The 16,733-nt window shown below is 69.5% G+C and carries 17 protein-coding genes; 6 read left to right on the top strand and 11 right to left on the bottom strand.

From position 1 onward, the window contains the following. Nucleotides 1–3 precede the first annotated feature (3 nt). Nucleotides 4–2,682 carry a bifunctional acetate--CoA ligase family protein/GNAT family N-acetyltransferase gene (locus LCHO_RS21145; protein ID WP_043706103.1) on the bottom strand — a complete coding sequence of 893 codons (2,679 nt, stop codon included), beginning with the start codon at nt 2,680–2,682 and terminating at the stop codon, nt 4–6. A gap of 820 nt (nt 2,683–3,502) precedes the next feature. On the opposite strand from LCHO_RS21145, the gene LCHO_RS21140 reads away from it, so the two are divergent. The 3 genes from LCHO_RS21140 (at nt 3,503) to LCHO_RS21130 (ending at nt 5,544) form a co-directional block, all read left to right on the top strand. Further along, on the top strand, nt 3,503–3,922 hold the full coding sequence (locus LCHO_RS21140; RefSeq protein ID WP_012349237.1) for an SET domain-containing protein: 420 nt from the start codon (nt 3,503–3,505) through the stop codon (nt 3,920–3,922). A 38-nt stretch (nt 3,923–3,960) separates the two neighbouring features. Continuing rightward, complete coding sequence (locus tag LCHO_RS21135) at nt 3,961–4,944, top strand: esterase/lipase family protein (RefSeq protein WP_012349236.1); 984 nt, start codon at nt 3,961–3,963, stop codon at nt 4,942–4,944. Between the two features lie 69 nt (nt 4,945–5,013). Further along, nucleotides 5,014–5,544: an SRPBCC family protein gene (locus LCHO_RS21130; protein ID WP_012349235.1), complete on the top strand. Its 531-nt coding sequence runs from the start codon at nt 5,014–5,016 to the stop codon at nt 5,542–5,544. 10 nt (nt 5,545–5,554) lie between these two features. Here LCHO_RS21130 and LCHO_RS21125 read toward each other — a convergent pair whose 3' ends face one another. Next, nucleotides 5,555–6,406 (bottom strand): HDOD domain-containing protein, encoded by an 852-nt coding sequence (locus LCHO_RS21125; RefSeq protein WP_012349234.1) that lies wholly within the window; start codon nt 6,404–6,406, stop codon nt 5,555–5,557. 229 nt (nt 6,407–6,635) lie between these two features. Here LCHO_RS21125 and LCHO_RS21120 point away from each other — a divergent pair, with 229 nt between their 5' ends. Then, nucleotides 6,636–7,394: a DUF2189 domain-containing protein gene (locus LCHO_RS21120; RefSeq protein ID WP_012349233.1), complete on the top strand. Its 759-nt coding sequence runs from the start codon at nt 6,636–6,638 to the stop codon at nt 7,392–7,394. Nucleotides 7,395–7,542: 148 nt separating this feature from the next. Next, nucleotides 7,543–7,752 carry a DUF2788 domain-containing protein gene (locus tag LCHO_RS21115; RefSeq protein WP_012349232.1) on the top strand — a complete coding sequence of 70 codons (210 nt, stop codon included), beginning with the start codon at nt 7,543–7,545 and terminating at the stop codon, nt 7,750–7,752. 21 nt (nt 7,753–7,773) lie between these two features. Here LCHO_RS21115 and LCHO_RS21110 read toward each other — a convergent pair whose 3' ends face one another. The 9 genes from LCHO_RS21110 to LCHO_RS21070 form a co-directional block, all read right to left on the bottom strand. Continuing rightward, nucleotides 7,774–8,049, bottom strand: a complete 276-nt coding sequence (locus LCHO_RS21110; protein ID WP_012349231.1) for a DUF493 family protein — start codon at nt 8,047–8,049, stop codon at nt 7,774–7,776. A 26-nt stretch (nt 8,050–8,075) separates the two neighbouring features. Beyond that, the gene (locus LCHO_RS21105; RefSeq protein ID WP_012349230.1) at nt 8,076–8,987 is read right to left on the bottom strand and encodes a D-amino acid aminotransferase; all 912 of its coding nucleotides are present in this window, start codon (nt 8,985–8,987) and stop codon (nt 8,076–8,078) included. Between the two features lie 90 nt (nt 8,988–9,077). Next, nucleotides 9,078–10,247 carry a D-alanyl-D-alanine carboxypeptidase family protein gene (locus LCHO_RS21100; RefSeq protein ID WP_012349229.1) on the bottom strand — a complete coding sequence of 390 codons (1,170 nt, stop codon included), beginning with the start codon at nt 10,245–10,247 and terminating at the stop codon, nt 9,078–9,080. Between the two features lie 152 nt (nt 10,248–10,399). Then, entirely contained in the window at nt 10,400–11,017 is a 618-nt protein-coding gene (locus LCHO_RS21095) for an alpha/beta hydrolase (RefSeq protein ID WP_012349228.1), read from the bottom strand. A gap of 9 nt (nt 11,018–11,026) precedes the next feature. Further along, nucleotides 11,027–11,356, bottom strand: a complete 330-nt coding sequence (locus tag LCHO_RS21090) for a (2Fe-2S) ferredoxin domain-containing protein (protein WP_043704561.1) — start codon at nt 11,354–11,356, stop codon at nt 11,027–11,029. 62 nt (nt 11,357–11,418) lie between these two features. Next, a complete protein-coding gene (locus tag LCHO_RS21085; RefSeq protein WP_043704560.1) occupies nt 11,419–12,555 on the bottom strand; it encodes a VanZ family protein in 1,137 nt (378 codons plus the stop codon). 67 nt (nt 12,556–12,622) lie between these two features. Next, nucleotides 12,623–13,063 (bottom strand): CopD family protein, encoded by a 441-nt coding sequence (locus tag LCHO_RS21080; protein ID WP_012349225.1) that lies wholly within the window; start codon nt 13,061–13,063, stop codon nt 12,623–12,625. Nucleotides 13,064–13,154: 91 nt separating this feature from the next. Then, on the bottom strand, nt 13,155–13,433 hold the full coding sequence (locus LCHO_RS21075) for a hypothetical protein (protein WP_012349224.1): 279 nt from the start codon (nt 13,431–13,433) through the stop codon (nt 13,155–13,157). Between the two features lie 138 nt (nt 13,434–13,571). After that, nucleotides 13,572–14,906: a serine/threonine-protein kinase gene (locus LCHO_RS21070; protein WP_012349223.1), complete on the bottom strand. Its 1,335-nt coding sequence runs from the start codon at nt 14,904–14,906 to the stop codon at nt 13,572–13,574. A gap of 138 nt (nt 14,907–15,044) precedes the next feature. Here LCHO_RS21070 and argS point away from each other — a divergent pair, with 138 nt between their 5' ends. Further along, nucleotides 15,045–16,730, top strand: a complete 1,686-nt coding sequence (argS, locus tag LCHO_RS21065; protein ID WP_012349222.1) for an arginine--tRNA ligase — start codon at nt 15,045–15,047, stop codon at nt 16,728–16,730. Nucleotides 16,731–16,733: the final 3 nt, after the last annotated feature.

The following is a 16,733-nucleotide window of genomic DNA, read 5'->3' as shown; positions in this document are numbered from 1 at the left end:
GGCTCAGAGCGCCTGGGTGACGATCCTGAAGTCCGGGTCTTCCGGGAACGATGCCGACGTGAACCCCAGCCCGTGCATCAGCTTGAGCATGTTCGGGTTGTTGGCCAGCACCAGCCCGATGATCTCGGTCAGGCCGCGGCTGCGCGCGATCTCCATGATGCTGAGCATCAGCCGCGAGCCCAGCCCCTGGCCCTTGTAGGCGTCCGACACCACCAGCGAGAACTCGCAGGTGGTCTGGTCCGGGTTGGTGATGTAGCGCGAGACGCCGATGATCTGCTCGGTCTCGGTGAAGCCGCCGTCGCCGTCGGGCTTGCGTTCGCGGTGCACCGCCACCAGCGCCATCTCGCGGTCGTAGTCGATCAGCGTGTAGCGCGCCAGCATCCGCGCCGGCAGCTCGTGCATGGCGCTGGCGAAGCGGTAGTAGCGGCTCTCGTCCGACAGGCTGCGGGTGAAGGCCTGCAGCATGTCGGCGTCATCGGGGCGGATCGGGCGCAGCGTGTAGAGGTCGCCGCCCTTCATCGGCCACTCGCGTTCCTGGCTGGCCGGGTAGGGCAGGATGGCCAGGTGGTTGTAGTCCTTGGCCGAGGCACCGGCGTGGTCGATGACGATGCGCGCATCCACCGCCACCGCGCCGTCCTCGTCGACGATGATGGGGTTGATGTCCATCTCGCGCAGCTGCGGCAGCGCGCAGACCATCTCCGACACCCGCAGCAGCACCTGCTCGATGGCTTCGAGCTTGACCGCCGGCTGGCCGCGCCAGGCGTCCAGCGTGGCCGCCACGCGGGCGCGCTCGATCAGGCGGTGCGCCAGGAACTGGTTGAGCGGCGGCAGCTCCATCGCCCGGTCGGCGATCAGCTCGATCATCGTGCCGCCGGCGCCGAAGGTGATGACCGGGCCGAACGGGTCGTCGGTGGTCATGCCGATGTAGATCTCGCGGCCGCGCCGCTTGGCCGCCATCGGCTGGATCGTCACGCCGTTGATGCGTGCGCCCGGCTGGGCCCGGCTGACGGCGGCCAGCATATCGTGGTAGGTGTCGCGCACCGCGGTGGCCGACACCACGTTGAGTGCCACGCCCTGCACGTCGCTCTTGTGGCTGATGTCGGGCGAATCGATCTTGAGCGCGACCGGATAACCGAGCTGGCTGGCTATCAGCATCGCCTCGTTGGCGCTGCGCGCCAGCATCGTGCGCGTGACCGGGATGTGGAAGGCCGCCAGCAGCGCCTTCGATTCCATCTCCGTGAGCACGCGCCGGCGTTCGGTCAGCACGCCTTCGATCAGCAGGCGCGCACCTTCGGTGTCGGGCTGCGCCAGGTTCGACAGCGGCGGCGGCGTCTGCTGCAGCAGCTGCTGGTTCTGATAGAAGCTGGCGATGTTGTGGAAGGCGTCCACCGCCGCCTCGGGCGTGCGGAACGTGGGCACCGACCTGGCGTTGAGCAGCACGCGAGCATCGCGCACGCTTTCTTCGCCCATCCAGCAGGTCAGCACCGGCTTGGCGACCAGCGTGAGGTTTTCGCCCACCACCTGGGCGATGGCGTCGCAATCGCCGCCCGGCTTGGGCGAATAGATCACCAGCACGCCGTGCACGCCGCGCTCGCGCGAACAGGCCAGCAGGGCGGCGCGGTAGTGCTCGGGCGTGGCGTCTTCGCTCAGGTCGATGACGGTGTCGAGCGTGGCCAGCGGTGACAGCTTGGCGGCCAGTTCGGCCCGGTTGGCGGCGTCGATGCGCGCGACCTCGAGGCCCTGTTCATTGGCCCGGTCGGCCGCCAGCACCGCCGGCCCGCCGCCGTTGGTGATGATGGCGAGCGAGCGCCCGGCCGGCCGGTAGCGCGACGCCAGGCACTTGGCGGCCGAGAACATCTGCGTGAACGAGCGCACCCGCACCACGCCGGCGCGCCGCAGCACCGCCTCGAACACATCGTCCGAACCGACGATCGCCGCCGAATGGGTCAGCGCCGCGCGGCTGCCGGCGGGCTGGCGACCGGCTTTCATCACCACCACGGGCTTGGCCGAAGCGGCGGCCCGCAGCGCGCTCATGAACCGGCGCGCGTTGTGGATGCCTTCCAGGTAGACCAGGATGCTCTGCGTGGCGGCGTCATTGGCCAGGAAGTCGAGCACCTGGGGCAGATCGACGGCGGTGTTGGCGCCCAGCGAGATCACGCTCGAGAAACCGACGCCGTTGCAGGCCGCCCAGTCGAGCATCGACGCGGTCAGCGCGCCCGATTGCGACACCAGCGCCAGCGGCCCGGCGTTGGCCAGCCGGCCGGCGGTGCTGGCGTTGAGCTTGAGGTGCGGGCGCTGGAAGCCCAGGCTGTTGGGCCCCAGCAGGTGCACGCCATGCCGGCGCGCGATGGCGTGCAACTCGGCGCAGGGCTGCACCGGCACACCACTGGACAACACCAGCGCGGCGCGGCAGCGGATGCGCCCGGCGATTTCCAGCGCCGCGGTGATGCGTTCGTGCGGCAGCGCAATGATGGCCAGGTCGGCACGGGCATGGGCCAGCTCGGCCAGCGTGCCGGTCTGCTCGGTGTCGAGGTAATCGATGCTGCCGGCGAAGGCCTGTTGCTGGATGGCCTGCAACAGCACCCGCGCCTGCGGGTGTTCCACCTCGTCGGCGCTGCGTCCGCCTGCAAACACGACGATGGCCGAGGGCGAGAACAGGGGAGTCAGGAAATGGCGATCCACGGATGGTCCACGGTTGATGTCGATGCCGTCCAGCATAGGCCAGCCCTGACAGACAGATGGGCCGTGCCGATACGGATTCGCGTCGACTTTGCTGCACCGCAATGGCCGTGTGTCGACTTCTCCACGGCATACAGCTGTACGACTCGGGTGCGAGGGCCGATTTTTCGTTTTTTTGGCTGCTTCGACTTGTTCCTCTATGAATCAGGGTTTTTGTTGAATTGAATTGGTCGTAGTAGTAGGGCCGGGCCCCATCTGTGGACAAGTCGTGAAATGTCTTGTCGATCAACGACTTGTGCCATCGCCAAGGGTGTGCGCGGAGGGCCTGGCAACAGCTGTACGAAACATCAACAACCCCGTCGAAGCGTGTTTTGCGGTGGACAACCGGGTCCCTGTGCCGGACTTGCCCACAGCCTTGTCACTTGACGGCCCTGATCGACTGCGGCAGGCGACAGCTGTTCGAGCGGCCGAAGCGATCCACCGACCCCGAAAACGTCGCCGCAACAGCCTGTTTGCGAAATTTGCCGCCCGGGATCTACAGCTGTATGACCAACGGTTTTGAAGTTCTCAGAATGGTCGTAGTAGTAGGGGCCGCATCTTTCTGTGGACAACTTGCAAAAGGTCTTCCCGATCAAGGGTTTGCCGGCTGGCAAACCCTGTGGGCAGCGGGACTGTATGAAACAGCACCCCTGTACAACAACTCCGCAAAAGTCATACAGCCTGTGGACAAGACCCCAGCTGTACGCGAATTGCCCACAGGGTTGTCACTTGACAGGCATTGGATGGCGCGTTTTGATCGCGCTCCTTCAGACACAGGACGCCGATGGGCACACCCGCCAACCCGCAGAAGTTCGCCGTTTCGGTCGCGCCCAGTCGCATCGACGGCACCGGCGCTTTCGCCGCCGAGGCGATCCCCGCCAAACGCAAGATCGGCGAGATCCGTGGCGAGACCATCAGCGTCCACGAGGCCTGGGAACGGGCCAAGAAACTCGAGCGGATCATGATCGTGGAGGTCAACGAGCGCCGCGCGGTCGATGCCTCGCGCTCGGCCGACCCGCTGCGCTTCACCAACCACAGCTGCAGCCCGAACGCGGTGCTGCGCATCCGCCAGGGCCGCATCGAGATCTACGCGATGCGCGCCATCGAGGTCGGCGAAGAGATCACCTGCGATTACGGCGAGACCCACCACGCCGGCCAGCGACCCTGCGGCTGCGGCGCGCCGAACTGCCGCGGCGCGATCTAGCCGCCGTCGATGCCGACGGGATCGGGCGGGCTGCGGCAATGCCGGTGACCTGGCAGCGGGCGATCAGCGTCGGCTCGCTGCTGGCCAGCCTGGCGTGGCTGGCCTGGTTTGCCGGCTGGCTGTCGCCGTCGGTCGAGCCCGATGGCTGGCTGGCCTTGCTGCCGGCGTGGGCGCTGCTGCTGCAGCCGGCGGTTTTCCTGGTCGAGGTGGCCCTGGTCGCGCGGGTGCACGGCAACGACCCGGCGCCGCGCCCGTCGGCGCGGGCGCTGGTGGCCGCCGCCTTGCGCGAATCGTGGCTGGCGGCGCAGGTGTTCGCCTGGCGCCAGCCCTGGCGCAGCCGCGCCTGGCCCGATCAACCCGATGCGCCGGGTCTGCAGGGTGTCGTGCTGGTGCACGGTTATCTGTGCAACCGGGCGATCTGGCAGAACTGGCACGGCTGGCTGCTCGAGCGCGGGGTGCCGCACGTGAGCGTGAACCTGGCGCCGGCCTGGGCCGACATCGACAGCTACGCGCCGCAGGTCGAGCAGGCGGTCGCGCGCCTGGTGCAAGGCACCGGCCGCACGCCGCTGCTGGTCGGCCACAGCATGGGCGGGCTGGTGATCCGGGCCTGGTGGCGCTGGCGTCTGCAGCGCCTGGCGCGGGCGGGCGATTCGGGCGACGCCGGCACCGCGGGCCTGGTGCGCATCGACATGCCCCACGTCGTCACGCTCGGCACGCCGCATCAGGGCACCTGGCTGGCGCGCGGGGGCGGGCCGCTCAATGTGCGGCAGATGGCGGCGGGCTCCACCTGGCTGCAGCAGCTGCTGGCCAGCGAGGCGCCCGGCTGGCGCAGCCGCTTCACCTGCGTGCACAGCCATTGCGACAACGTCGTCTTCCCGCCCGCGCTGGCGCTGCTGCCGGGGGCGCGATCGGTGCACCTGGCCGGGCTGGCGCATCTCGAGCTGGCCCATGATCGGCGCGGCTGCCAGCTCGCGCTCGACCTGCTCGAGCCGCCGCGCACAGGGAAGTCCACATTGCCGTGACGGGCTTGATCCACCACAGTCCGGCGGGGAGCACTTTTCGGCACCTGCTTTCTGCGGGGGGGTGGACTGATGCGCTGGATCTTCAACGTCATCAAGGCACTGCTGCTGCTGCTGGTCGTCCTGGCCGCGGCGGCTTTTCTGTTGCCTGAACGCCGGCTGGTCGAACGCAGCCGCGAAATCGCCGCGCCGCCCGAGCGCATCTGGCCGCTGATCGCCGAGCCGCGGCGCTGGACTGCCTGGTCGCCCTGGTATGCCAAGGATCCGGCCATGACCCTCACCTACGACGGTGCCGCCAGCGGTGCGGGTGCCCAGTGGCGCTGGGACAGCGCCAGCCAGGGCCGCGGCCAGATGCGGTTCGACAGCGCCGAGGCGCCGCGCCGGCTCGGCTACACGCTGGTGTTCGAGGACATGGGCACGCAAGCCACCGGCGAGTTCCGCCTCGAGCCCGCGGGCGCCGGCACGCGGGTGGTCTGGATGCTCGATTCGCAGCTGGGCCACAACCCGGTGATGCGCTGGTTCGGCCTGGCGCTCGACCGCCTGGTCGGGCCGGATTTCGACGCCGGCCTGCGCAGGCTCGAGTCGGCCGCGCTGGCGCGCTGACGCGGCGGGTTCAGGCGTCGATGTCGTCGATGTCGTGCAGCAGCCGTTTCGTCGCCGCCTGCGAGAGGTTGAGCAGGTCGGCGATCTCGCTCAGGTCGTCGGGCAGGGCGGCGTTGTTCCAGCCCTGTTCGGTGTGGCGTGCCAGCTGCACCGCCAGCTTGACCAGGCGCATCTGCGGATAGATCAGCGCGACGCCTTCGGCGCGGTCGTCGGTGAGGCGGATCAGCAGTTCGGGCAGGTGCCAAGCCCGCATCAGCGACTGCTCGAGTTCGAGCAGCGAGACGTTCAGCACCTCGCGTTGCACCGCCTCCGAGCGCAGCGCGGGGTCGGCGCGCTGGCGGGCGGCGATCTCGGCGGCAAGCGCCGGCGCGTGGCACCACAGCAGCATTTCGGCAAAGTCGTGCAGCAGCGCGGCCTGGCGCATCACCGCGGCATCGTCTTCCATGCGGTGAACCGCAAAGCCGATCGCGAACTGCGCCGCCCGGTGCGAACGGCGCAGCACATGCTGCAGTCCGGCCCAGGCCTGCGGATGGGCCGCCAGCAAGGGCTCGACCGCCGCGAGCTCGGTGCAGCTGCGAAAGAACGGCGCGATGCCCATCATCATCACCGCGGCGGTGACGGTCTCGGCATCGGTGATCTGACGGGCGTGGCGCTGCTGCGCGGCCTGCACCAGCAGGCGCAGCGTCATCAGCGGGTCGTCGCCGACGGCTTCGCTGACGCGGTGCGCATCGACGTTGCCGTGCTCCTCCTCGGCCTGCGCCAGCAGGGCGAGTTCCTCGAGCGTGGCCTCCAGCACCGGAATCGGTGCCTGGCGGAAATGTGCGGTCCAGGCGGACAGGTCGGTCAAGGGCTGGGTCAGCATGATCGCTCGCAGCAACAGGTTGGGCGGTCGGGACGGACCCGGTCGCAGAAAATGGTCCGGTCAGAACGCTTATCGACGGCCGGTGCTGCGCGCTTGAACGGCGAGCCGCTCCTGATCTACCCGCATGGGCCGGACACCGACGCTGCACTACGATGCGTCCTCGAATGGCCCACGCGCTGCTGGAGCTGTCCCGATTGCCACACCACCGCCTGCGCCCGATTGTGCCGACATGAATGCCACCGCTTCGATGCCCTTGCGTCCCCTGCGCCCGCTGCAGCCCCTGTCCTGGCTGGAACACGCCTGGCACGACATCCGCCTGACGCCCGGGGTCAGTTTCGCCCACGGTGCAGCGCTGGCCGCGTTCGGCTGGCTGCTGCTGGCGCTGGCGCACCAGCGCTTCTGGGTGCTGGCCGGCGCGCTGTCGGGTTTCCTGATCGTCGCGCCGGTGCTGGTCACCGGCCTCTACGCCACCAGCCGCGCGCTCGAGCGTGGCGAGGCCGCCGGCTGGGGCACGGTGTGGGCGGTCTGGCGCTCGCTCGATCGGCGGCTGGTGCTGTTCGGCCTGCTGCTCGGTCTGGCCGGCACCGGCTGGGTGATGACGTCGGCCGCGCTGATCACGCTGTTCGCGCCCGGCCCCGTCAACACGCCGGTGGATTTCCTGCGGCTGGTGGTGGCCAACCGCTCGTCGTGGCTGTTCGAGGCCTGGCTCGGGCTGGGCGCCCTGCTGGCCGCGCCGGTGTTCGCCTCCAGCGTGCTGGCGATCCCGATGCTGCTCGACCAGCGGGTCAGCCTGCTCGATGCGGTGCTCGCGAGCTGGCGCAGCGTGCTCGACAACCCGCTGCCGATGGCGGTCTGGGCTGCGCTGCTGATGGGCTTCACGCTGCTCGGGCTGGGTTCCGCGCTGCTCGGGCTGGTGGCGGTGGTGCCGATGCTCGGTCACGCGAGCTGGTATGCCTATCGCGACCTGATGCCGGTCGAGCGTCGCTGACACGGCCGGCGGGCCGGTTGTCCGGCGACCTTGAGGCATGTCAAGGACGGCCGGCCGGCGCCGCTTATGATCGCGCGCCCGTCGGCCTGGCCGATGTCGGCGAGCCACTCCGACCCGATCGCCACGCACGCCCTGAATCGCGCCACCCATGTTCGGCTACTCCGAAGAGCAGATTGCCCAGCTCGGCCTCACGGTCGGCGTGTCGGCGTTCATCCTCTACATGCTGTTCATCATCGCGCAGCTGGCGCGCGAGTCGAAGGCCGGGCGCTTCGGCACTTTCGTGCTGTTCCTGGTGCTGTCGTTCGGCATGCTCGGCTTCGTCGCCAAGAACGTCATCGCCTGGCTGCTCGACATGTGAGCCGGGCCGCCGGCCGCGGATTCACAGCACGATCTTGACCATCGGGTGGCCGCTGAGCTCGCGGTAGAGCGCGTCGAGCTGGTCGCGGCTGGTGGCGGTGACGGTGATCGTCAGGCCCAGGTAGTTGCCCGCCTTGCTGGGCCGCTGCTCGACGCTGTCGGGCGCGAAGGCCGGGTCGAAGCGCAGGGCGATCTCGACGATGGCTTCGAGGAAACCCGGCACATGGGCACCCATCACCTTGATCGGGAAGGCGCTCGGGTATTCGATCAGCGATTGTTCGCGCGGAATGTCTTGCATCGGTTCGGGTCTGGCTGGAAGGGGATTCAGAGCGACTGTTCCTGCTTGGCGCGCTGATAGGCCTCGTGCAGGCGGGCGTAGACCGGGCCGGGTTTGCCGCGGCCGGCACCGTGGCCGACCGATTCGCCGTCGAGCCGCGTCACCGGCAGCACCTCGCGGCCGGCCGAGCTCAGCAGGATCTCGTCGGCGGCGTAGAGCTCGGCCTCGGCGATCGGGCGCATGTGGCAGGCGATGCCTTCGTCCTCGCACAGCTCGCGCAGCAGCTCGATGCGCACGCCCGCCAGCGTGTGGGCCGAAGGCGGCACGCCGATCAGCGCGCCCTCGAGCACGATCCAGACGTTGCTCGACGAGCCTTCGCTGACCACCGGGCCGTGCGGCGTGTCGCGCAGCAGGATGGTCTCGTCGGCGTCGTGATCGACCGCGAGCTGGCGCGCCATCACGTTGCCGAGCAGCGAGATCGACTTGATGTCGCCGCGCTCCCAGCGGAAATCATGGTGGCTGATGCAGGCCAGGCCGCGGTGGCGCAGCTCGGCGCTCGGCGCGGCGTGCGGCTGGCTCATCATGAGGACGGTCGGCGCGAGGCCGGCCGGCATCGGATGGGCGCGTGGCGCCACGCCACGCGTGATCTGCAGGTAGAGCAGCTGCTCGGTGCTGCCGCTGGCCGCGCCGACCCGCTCGACCAGCTGGCGCATCAGTGCCAGCCAGTCCTCGCGCGAGCACGGGTTGGCGATGCGCACCGCGTGCAGCGAGCGCTCGAGCCGCTCCATGTGTTCGTCGAAGCGGAACAGCCGCCCGCCGTAGACCGGCACCACCTCGTAGACGCCGTCGCCGAACATGAAGCCGCGGTCGAGCACCGGCACCTGGGCCTGCTCGAGCGGCAACCACTGGCCGTTCAGGTAGCAGGGCAGACCGGGGAGGGCTGACGGGTTTGCGTGCATGGTGTGGCTCCAGACCGGTGAGGCTGTGGCAGCACTGCAGATTAGCGCGTCAGCGCGGCGCGCGCCATGATCCAGCGCGGCTGCGGCACGTCATCGCACCATCAGGCGCACGCTGTCCCACATGCGGCCGAACAGGCCGGCGACCGGCACGTCCTCGGTCACGGTGACCGGCATCTGCGTCAGCACGCGGCTGCCCGACACCACCTTCAGCGTGCCGACCGGCTGGCCGGCGGTCAGCGGCGCCAGCAGCGGGTCGGTGCGCGTGATCTCGGTCTTGAGCTGGCTGCCTTCGCCACGTGGCACCGTGACGACCAGCGGCACGAGCGTGCCGAGCTTGGCGGTGGCGCTGGCGCCCTTCCAGACCGGCGCGGTGGTGATGGTCTGCCGCGCGTCGTAGAGCTTGATCGCGTCCCAGGCGCTGTAGCCCCAGTTGAGCAGCTTCTGCGCTTCGGTCGCGCGGCTTTCCTTCGAGGACGCACCCAGGATCACGCTGACCAGCCGGCGCTGGCCGGCCGGCAGGTCGCGCTTGGCGGTGGCGATCAGGCAGTAGCCGGCGTTGTCGGTGTAGCCGGTCTTGAGGCCGTCGACCGTCGGGTCGCGCCACAGCAGCAGGTTGCGGTTGGGCTGCTTGATCTTGTTGAAGGTGAATTCCTTGAGCGTGTAGTACCGCGCCTCGGCCGGGAAGTCCACCAGCAGCCGGCTGGCGATGATCGACAGCTCGCGCGCGGTGCTGACATGGCCGGGCGCGGGCAGGCCCTCGGGGTTCCTGAACTGCGTCACCTTCAGGCCGAAGGCCTGTGCCTGCCGGTTCATCAGCACGACGAAGTTCTCGAGCGTGCCGCCCACCGCCTCGGCCAGCTGCACGGTGGCGTCGTTGCCGCTCTGCACGATCATGCCCTTGATGAGGTCCTCGACCTTCACCTTGGTGCCGACCTGGATGTACATGCGCGAGGTGTCGGTCATGCCGGTGCGCCAGGCGCGCTCGGACACCGTCAGCTCCTGTTCGAGCGCGAGCTTCTTGTCGCGCAGCGCCTGGAACACCAGGTAGGCGGTCATCAGCTTGGTCAGCGACGCGGGCTCGACGGTGGCGTCGGCGTCACGCTCGGCCAGCACCTGGTTGGCGCTGACGTCGAGCAGCAGGTAGGCGCGTGCCGCCACTTCGGGCGGCGCGGTCTGCGCCAGGGCGCCGAAGCTCAGGCTCAGGCTCAGGCCAAGCGCCAGCGTGGCCAGCAGGCGGGGCAAGGGATGGGATCGGGTCATGAAAGGGGTTCCTGCAAGGGGACGCGCGGCGTTGTCTGCACCCGACCGGGCTGCGGCGGCGGTGGCCGCGCTGCGGGAAGGGGTCGGTTCGCCGAGCGTCCGGGGTCTGTTGGATGCCGGGCAGCGACGCGAAGTTGCATGCCCGGCCGAAGTCAGTGCCAGCTGCGCACGATGAGCTGGCGCAGTTGCGGCAGCTGGCCATGGAAGAAGTGCCCGACGCCGGGCATCACGATCACCGGCAGCTGCTGCGGCCGGGCCCAGTCGAGGGTGGAGGCGAGCGGCACCACGTCGTCGGTCTCGCCGTGGATCACCAGCGTGTCGGCCGGCACCGGCGCGGGCGTGGCGCGCTGGGTCGACGGGCCGATCAGCACGATGCGTTCGGCGGCGGCCTCGCCGGCGAGGCGCGCCGCGGCCAGCGTGGTGACGTAGCCGCCGAACGAGAAGCCGCCCAGCACCAGCGGCAGGCCGGGGCGGCGGAAGGCCTCGATCACGGCCAGCATGTCGTCGCTCTCGCCGCGGCCTTCGTCATGCGTGCCGGCGGTGGCGCCGACGCCGCGGAAGTTGAAGCGCACCGTCTCGTAGCCCAGCAGCACCAGCGCGCGCGCGAGCGTCTGCACCACCTTGTTGTCGAGCGTGCCGCCGAACAGCGGATGCGGGTGCGCCACCACCGCCACGCCGCGCGGTTCGGTGCGGTCGGCGGGCAGATCGATCGCGCATTCGATCGTGCCGACCGGGCCGTCGATCTGGCGTTTCTGGGTCTTGGAATTCATCGTGCGGGCTCAGCGACCGACGTCGGCCGGCAGCACCAGGCGCTCGACCACCTGGCCGTTCTTCAGGTGCGACTCGACGATCTCGTCGATGTCGCTGTTGTCGACGAAGCTGTACCAGACCGCCTCGGGGTAGACCACCGCGACCGGCCCGCCGGCACAGCGGTCGAGGCAGCCGGCCTTGTTGACACGCACCTGGCCGGGGCCGGCAAGACCGGCGGCCTTGACCTGCTTCTTGCAGTGATCGAACGCGGCCTGGGCTGGAAAGTCGGCGCAGCTGGACTGGCCGTTGTCGCGCTGATTCAGGCAGAAGAAGATGTGACGCTGGTAATAACTGCTCATGATCTCGATTGTAGGAGGGGGGTGCAAAGCCCCTGTGTCGATCCATTTCAGGCGGCCCGGCGTCACCGGCGAGCCACCTCGGCGTGGGTGGGCCGTTCGGCGACCTGCAGCATCAGGAACAGCAGCGCCGCGAACGGCCACAGCCAGCCGACCCATTGCGCCACCCCGTGAAAGCGGATGAAGCGGCCCTGCTCCCAGGCCTGCAGGCTGGAGGCGAAATACGGGTCGGTGCCGGCCTGCGAGATCAGCGCGATCAGGCTGGTGATGCCGACCAGCCCGAGTGCCGCCACCACCCGGCGCGGCAGGAACGCCAGCGCCACGCTCAGCAGCACCGCGCCGGCCAGTGCCGGCCGCAGCACCGGCGTGACCCAGGTCAGTGCATGCTCGGGGCCGAAGTTCAGCGCGGTCGACAAGGTGGTGGCGAGCAGCCCGAGCAGCATCGCCCCGACCAGCAGCACCAGCCGGTTGACGACCTGGCGCGACATCACGAAGGCCACCCAGCACGGCGCCATCAGGCCGAGCACGATCGCGATCAGCTCGGTGCCGGGTGCGAGCTGGCCCTGCGCGGCGGGTGTCGGCAGCCAGCCTTCGAGCGCCGTGTCGGCGAGCGCATCGCCGAGGGCCAGCGCGGCGCGCGACAGGCCCTCGCCGAGCCCCATCGGCAAGGGCGGCGGAAACAGCAGCGCCACCGGCCAGGTCAGCAGCAGCGCCAGGCCGGCGTTGCCGTGCGGCACGAACCAGCGGTCGCGCAGGCGCTGCCAGTAGCGCACCAGCCCCAAGCCCTGCAGTGCCGCGGCCAGCAGCGCGCCGAGCAGCGTGCCGGCGCCGTTGAGCGCCAGATCGAGGCGCGACGGCACGCGGATCGGCAGCAGGTTCTGCGTCCACTCCATCAGCAGCGACAGCAGCAGGCCTGCCAGCGTCGCCTGCACGCAGGCCCGCCAGGTGCCGTGGCCCGAGCGGATCCAGGCGATCGCCAGCAGCAGGCCGAGCGGCTGATAGGCCAGGAAATTGGCCCAGCGGTCGAAGCGCGACGAGCGTGGCGTGGGCAGCCACAGCAGGTCGAGCCAGCCCTCGGTGTCGGTCACGGTGGGCCAGTGCCAGCCCGAAAACGGATGCAGGCTGGCGTAGACGATCAGCGCCATCCAGGCCGCAGCCAGTGGCCAGGCCGAAGAACGGTGGCGATCGAAAGGCCGGGCCATGCGGGGCGTGGGGAGGCGGCGTCAGCCGGTTCTGCTGCGGGGCATCAGGTCAGGATGCGGGGTGGGCTCAGAACGGCTTGACGACCACCAGCACCACGATGGCGGCGAACAGCAGCACCGAGACCTCGTTGTAGACCCGGAACCAGCGGTGGCTGCGGCGGTTGGCCATCTGCTCGAACCCGGTCAGCAGCCGCCGGTTGACGAAGTGATAGCCCACCACCGCCGTCACCAGTGCCAGCTTGGCATGCATCCAGCCGTTGCCCGGGCCGCGGCCGATGCCCACCCCCAGCCACAGCCACAGCCCGCTGACCAGCGCGATCAGCATCAGGCCGGTGGCGAAACGGTGCAGCTTGTGGGCCATCAGGATCAGCCGTTCGCGCTCGGCGTGGCTGTCGTTGGCGACCATCGCCAGGTTTACGAACAGCCGCGGCAGGTAGAAAAGCCCGGCGAACCAGCTGGCGATGAAGACGATGTGCAGGGCCTTGACCCAGAGATAGGACGAACTCATTCATTCATGATGCCAGCGAATGTTCCGGGCCGTGGCCGGCGCACGCGACGCGCGCCGGGCCCGTGAACCCGCCGCTGGCGGGCGGCGCGGCTTACTTCGCTTCGGCCATGCACTTCTTGACGAAGCTGGTCTTGGCCGCACCGGCCAGGGCCTTGCCGTTCTTGTCCAGTGCCTTGGCCTCGCAGGCGGCGCCGGCGCCCGAGGCTTGCGATTCCGCCTCGCACTTCTTCATGAAGCTGTTCTTGGCCGCGCCGGCCAGGGCCTTGCCGTTCTTGTCCAGCGCCTTGGCCTCGCAGGCCGCATCGGCGGCGTGGGCGCCGGTGGCGAGGGTGGCAAGGGCGAGGGCGGCGATCGTGAGGAAGGATTTCATGGGGGTCTCGTGCTGTGGAGGAGCGGCGCGGCGCGCCGCGTGCATTGAAGCGCGCGCGCCGCGCCCGGACAAGCGCCGGCCCGTCGACGTGTTGCCGGGCACCGACGGCTGTGGCGCCGGCGCGTCAGACCGGTCGGGTCAGAGGATGCGGCGCGGGTGGGCGAGCGCTTCGTGCGCGGCGTGCAGTCGGCGCACCAGCACGCGGATGAAGGCCTCGTCGAACAGGTGCCGGCAGGCCGGGCTCAGGCGTGCCAGCGAATCGGGCGCGAACGAGATCGTGGTGGCCGCGTCGGTGACGACGATGTCGGTGCTGTGGCGGCGCAGCTCGGGGTTGGGCGCGAGGTAGGCCATCTCGCCCACCGAGGTGCCGGTGCCGAGTTCGGCGACCCGTCGGCCGTCGCGGTAGACCTCGACCGCGCCGCTGGCGATGATGTGGAAGTGCCGGCCTTCCTCGCCCTTGCTGTAGAGCGCGTGGCCGACCGCGAAGCGCTGCCACTTGGCGCGGTGCACGACCTCCCACAGCGCGACGTCGCCGAAGTTGTTGAAGAAGTCGAGCGTGCGCAGCAGCGTGAAACGCTCCGAGTCGAGCACGCCCTGCAGCGCGCCACGCGGCACGTGGTGCATCGTGATGAGCTGCGAGAGCGCCTCGCCGAGCGCGTCCCACGACGAGAACCGCAGGTCGGCGCGCTTGGACAGGCAGCGCTGCACGACCTGATCCAGCGCGGTGCTGACACCGGCACGCAGGCCCACCAGCGACACCGGCTGCACGTGGCAGATCTGGTGCATCAGGCTGGCCTGGCTGCTGGCCTCGAACGGGGCGTGGCCAGCGATCAGGTGGTAGAGCACGGCGCCGAGCGAGTAGATGTCGGAGCGCGCATCGAGCTGGCTGCCGTCGAGCTGCTCGGGTGACATGTAGGCCAGCGAGCCGACGCGGTGCACCTGGGTCGCGTCGGACGCCAGGTTCAGCGCGCTGCCGAAGTCGGTGATCTTGACGTCGGTGACGACGCCGTTGGTTTCGAGCGCCAGGATGTTGGCCGGCTTGACGTCGCGGTGGATCAGGCCCTGGCGGTAGCAGTAGCCGAGCGCCATCGCGCACTTGAAGCCGATCTCGACCACCTGCTCGAGCGGCAGCAGGTGGCCGCTCTGGCAGTAGGCACGCAGCGTCGTGCCGGGCACGTACTCCATCACCACGTAGGGCGAGACCGGGTCGGGCACGGCGTCGAAGATGTCGACCACGTTGGGGTGGTGCAGCAGCCCGGCCAGCGCCGCCTCGGAGGCGAAGAAGCGCGAGAACACGTGGCCGTCGACGGCATCGCGCAGCGCGCTGGCGCGCACCCGCTTGACCGCCACCTGGCGGTCATGGAATTCGTCGTGGCAGAGGAAGACCTCGCTGGTGGTGCCTTCGCCGAGTCGGCGTATGACGCGGTATTTGCCGATGCGCTCGGGCTGCACCGCTTCGCTGAGGTCGATCATGATGGAGTCGGAGTCAAGTGGCGTCGAGTTTTTCACTCCGGCGCCCGGGGGGCAAGTGCACGAAACGGCAAACATGGGGTCATCTGCCACGATCCGGGGCGGCTCCGGCCCTGCACACCCCGCCCGTAGAATGAACTCATGATTCAAGCCAAAGAGGAATTGCTCGCCGCGCTGGGGCTTGCGCTGGCCGAGCTGGTGCCCGGCAGCGACCTGGCGCCGGCCTTCGAAAACCCCAAGCAGGCCGCCCACGGCGACCTCGCCATCACCGCCGCGATGCAGCTCGCCCGGCCGTTGCGCAAGAACCCGCGCGAACTCGCGCAGGCGCTGGTCGAGGCGCTGGGCCGCCAGCCGGCCGCGCAGAAGTGGGTCGACGCGATGGAGCTCGCCGGCCCCGGTTTCATCAACCTGCGGCTCAAGCCGGCGGCGCGCCAGCAGGTGGTGTCGGCGGTGCTGTCGCAGCGCGAGGGCTTCGGCGTGCGTGCACCCAACGGGCAGCGCGTGATGGTGGAGTTCGTGTCGGCCAACCCGACCGGGCCGCTGCACGTCGGCCACGGCCGCCAGGCTGCGCTGGGCGACGCGATCTGCAACGTCTTCGCCACCCAGGGCTGGGCGGTGCACCGCGAGTTCTACTACAACGACGCCGGGGTGCAGATCGGCACCCTCGCCAGCTCGACCCAGTGCCGCCTGCGCGGCCTCAAGCCCGGTGACGCCGAGTGGCCGGCGTCGGCCTACAACGGCGACTACATCGCCGACATCGCGCGCGAGTTCCTCGCCGGCGCGACCGTCAAGGCCGACGACCGTGCCTTCACCGCCTCGGGCGAGGTCGAAGACATCGACTCGATCCGCCAGTTCGCGGTGGCCTATCTGCGCCACGAGCAGGACCTGGATCTGCAGGCCTTCGGCGTGCGCTTCGACCATTACTACCTCGAGTCCGGCCTCTACAGCAGCGGCCGGGTCGAGGAGGCGGTGGCCAAGCTCACGGCGGCCGGCAAGACCTTCGAGGAAGGTGGCGCGCTGTGGCTGCGCAGCACGGACTATGGCGACGACAAGGATCGCGTCATGAAGAAGTCCGACGGCACCTACACCTACTTCGTGCCCGACGTGGCCTACCACATCCACAAGTGGGAACGGGGTTTCGACAAGGTCATCAACATCCAGGGCAGCGACCACCACGGCACCATCGCGCGGGTGCGCGCCGGCCTGCAGGCGGCCGGCGTCGGCGTGCCGCAGGGCTGGCCCGACTACGTGCTGCACAAGATGGTCACGGTGATGAAGGGCGGCGAGGAGGTCAAGATCTCCAAGCGCGCCGGCAGCTACGTGACGCTGCGCGACCTGATCGACTGGACCAGCCGCGACGCGGTGCGCTTCTTCCTGATCAGCCGCAAGGCCGACACCGAGTTCGTCTTCGACGTCGACCTGGCGCTGAAGGCCAACGACGAGAACCCGGTCTACTACGTGCAGTACGCCCATGCGCGGGTCTGCTCGGTGCTTGCGCGCTACGTCGAGGAGCACCAGGGCGATCTGGCGACGCTGGCCGATGCCGACCTGAGCCTGCTCGCCGAGCCGACCGAGTTCGCGCTGATGAACAAGCTGGCCGAGTACCCCGAGATGCTGGGCGCGGCTGCGGCCGACCTGGCGCCGCACAACGTCGCCTTCTATCTGCGCGACCTGGCCGCGCACTATCACAGCTACTACGGCGCGGTGAGGTTCCTCGACGGTGCCGTCGAGCCGATGCGCGCGCGCATGGCGCTGCTCGAAGCCACCGCGCAGGTGCTGCGCAACGCGCTGGCGGTGCTGGGCGTGAGCGCGCCGCGCAAGATGTGATCA

It is taken from the genome of Leptothrix cholodnii SP-6, assembly GCF_000019785.1.
Taxonomy (GTDB): Bacteria; Pseudomonadota; Gammaproteobacteria; order Burkholderiales; family Burkholderiaceae_C; genus Sphaerotilus; species Sphaerotilus cholodnii.
The sequence above is the reverse complement of the archived record's forward strand: the minus strand, read 5'-3'. Positions and strand labels throughout refer to the sequence as shown.

Bases quoted from the DNA above. Each gene is read 5' to 3' on its own strand.
- LCHO_RS21120 (WP_012349233.1), top strand. From the start codon at position 6,636: ATGAATGCCACCGCTTCGATGCCCTTGCGTCCCCTGCGCCCGCTGCAG.
- LCHO_RS21100 (WP_012349229.1), bottom strand. From the start codon at position 10,247: ATGACCCGATCCCATCCCTTGCCCCGCCTGCTGGCCACGCTGGCGCTT.
- LCHO_RS21085 (WP_043704560.1), bottom strand. From the start codon at position 12,555: ATGGCCCGGCCTTTCGATCGCCACCGTTCTTCGGCCTGGCCACTGGCT.
- LCHO_RS21070 (WP_012349223.1), bottom strand. From the start codon at position 14,906: ATGATCGACCTCAGCGAAGCGGTGCAGCCCGAGCGCATCGGCAAATAC.
- LCHO_RS21115 (WP_012349232.1), top strand. From the start codon at position 7,543: ATGTTCGGCTACTCCGAAGAGCAGATTGCCCAGCTCGGCCTCACGGTC.
- LCHO_RS21130 (WP_012349235.1), top strand. From the start codon at position 5,014: ATGCGCTGGATCTTCAACGTCATCAAGGCACTGCTGCTGCTGCTGGTC.
- LCHO_RS21135 (WP_012349236.1), top strand. From the start codon at position 3,961: ATGCCGGTGACCTGGCAGCGGGCGATCAGCGTCGGCTCGCTGCTGGCC.
- LCHO_RS21095 (WP_012349228.1), bottom strand. From the start codon at position 11,017: ATGAATTCCAAGACCCAGAAACGCCAGATCGACGGCCCGGTCGGCACG.
- LCHO_RS21125 (WP_012349234.1), bottom strand. From the start codon at position 6,406: ATGCTGACCCAGCCCTTGACCGACCTGTCCGCCTGGACCGCACATTTC.
- LCHO_RS21110 (WP_012349231.1), bottom strand. From the start codon at position 8,049: ATGCAAGACATTCCGCGCGAACAATCGCTGATCGAATACCCGAGCGCC.
- LCHO_RS21080 (WP_012349225.1), bottom strand. From the start codon at position 13,063: ATGAGTTCGTCCTATCTCTGGGTCAAGGCCCTGCACATCGTCTTCATC.
- argS (WP_012349222.1), top strand. From the start codon at position 15,045: ATGATTCAAGCCAAAGAGGAATTGCTCGCCGCGCTGGGGCTTGCGCTG.
- LCHO_RS21105 (WP_012349230.1), bottom strand. From the start codon at position 8,987: ATGCACGCAAACCCGTCAGCCCTCCCCGGTCTGCCCTGCTACCTGAAC.
- LCHO_RS21075 (WP_012349224.1), bottom strand. From the start codon at position 13,433: ATGAAATCCTTCCTCACGATCGCCGCCCTCGCCCTTGCCACCCTCGCC.
- LCHO_RS21140 (WP_012349237.1), top strand. From the start codon at position 3,503: ATGGGCACACCCGCCAACCCGCAGAAGTTCGCCGTTTCGGTCGCGCCC.
- LCHO_RS21090 (WP_043704561.1), bottom strand. From the start codon at position 11,356: ATGAGCAGTTATTACCAGCGTCACATCTTCTTCTGCCTGAATCAGCGC.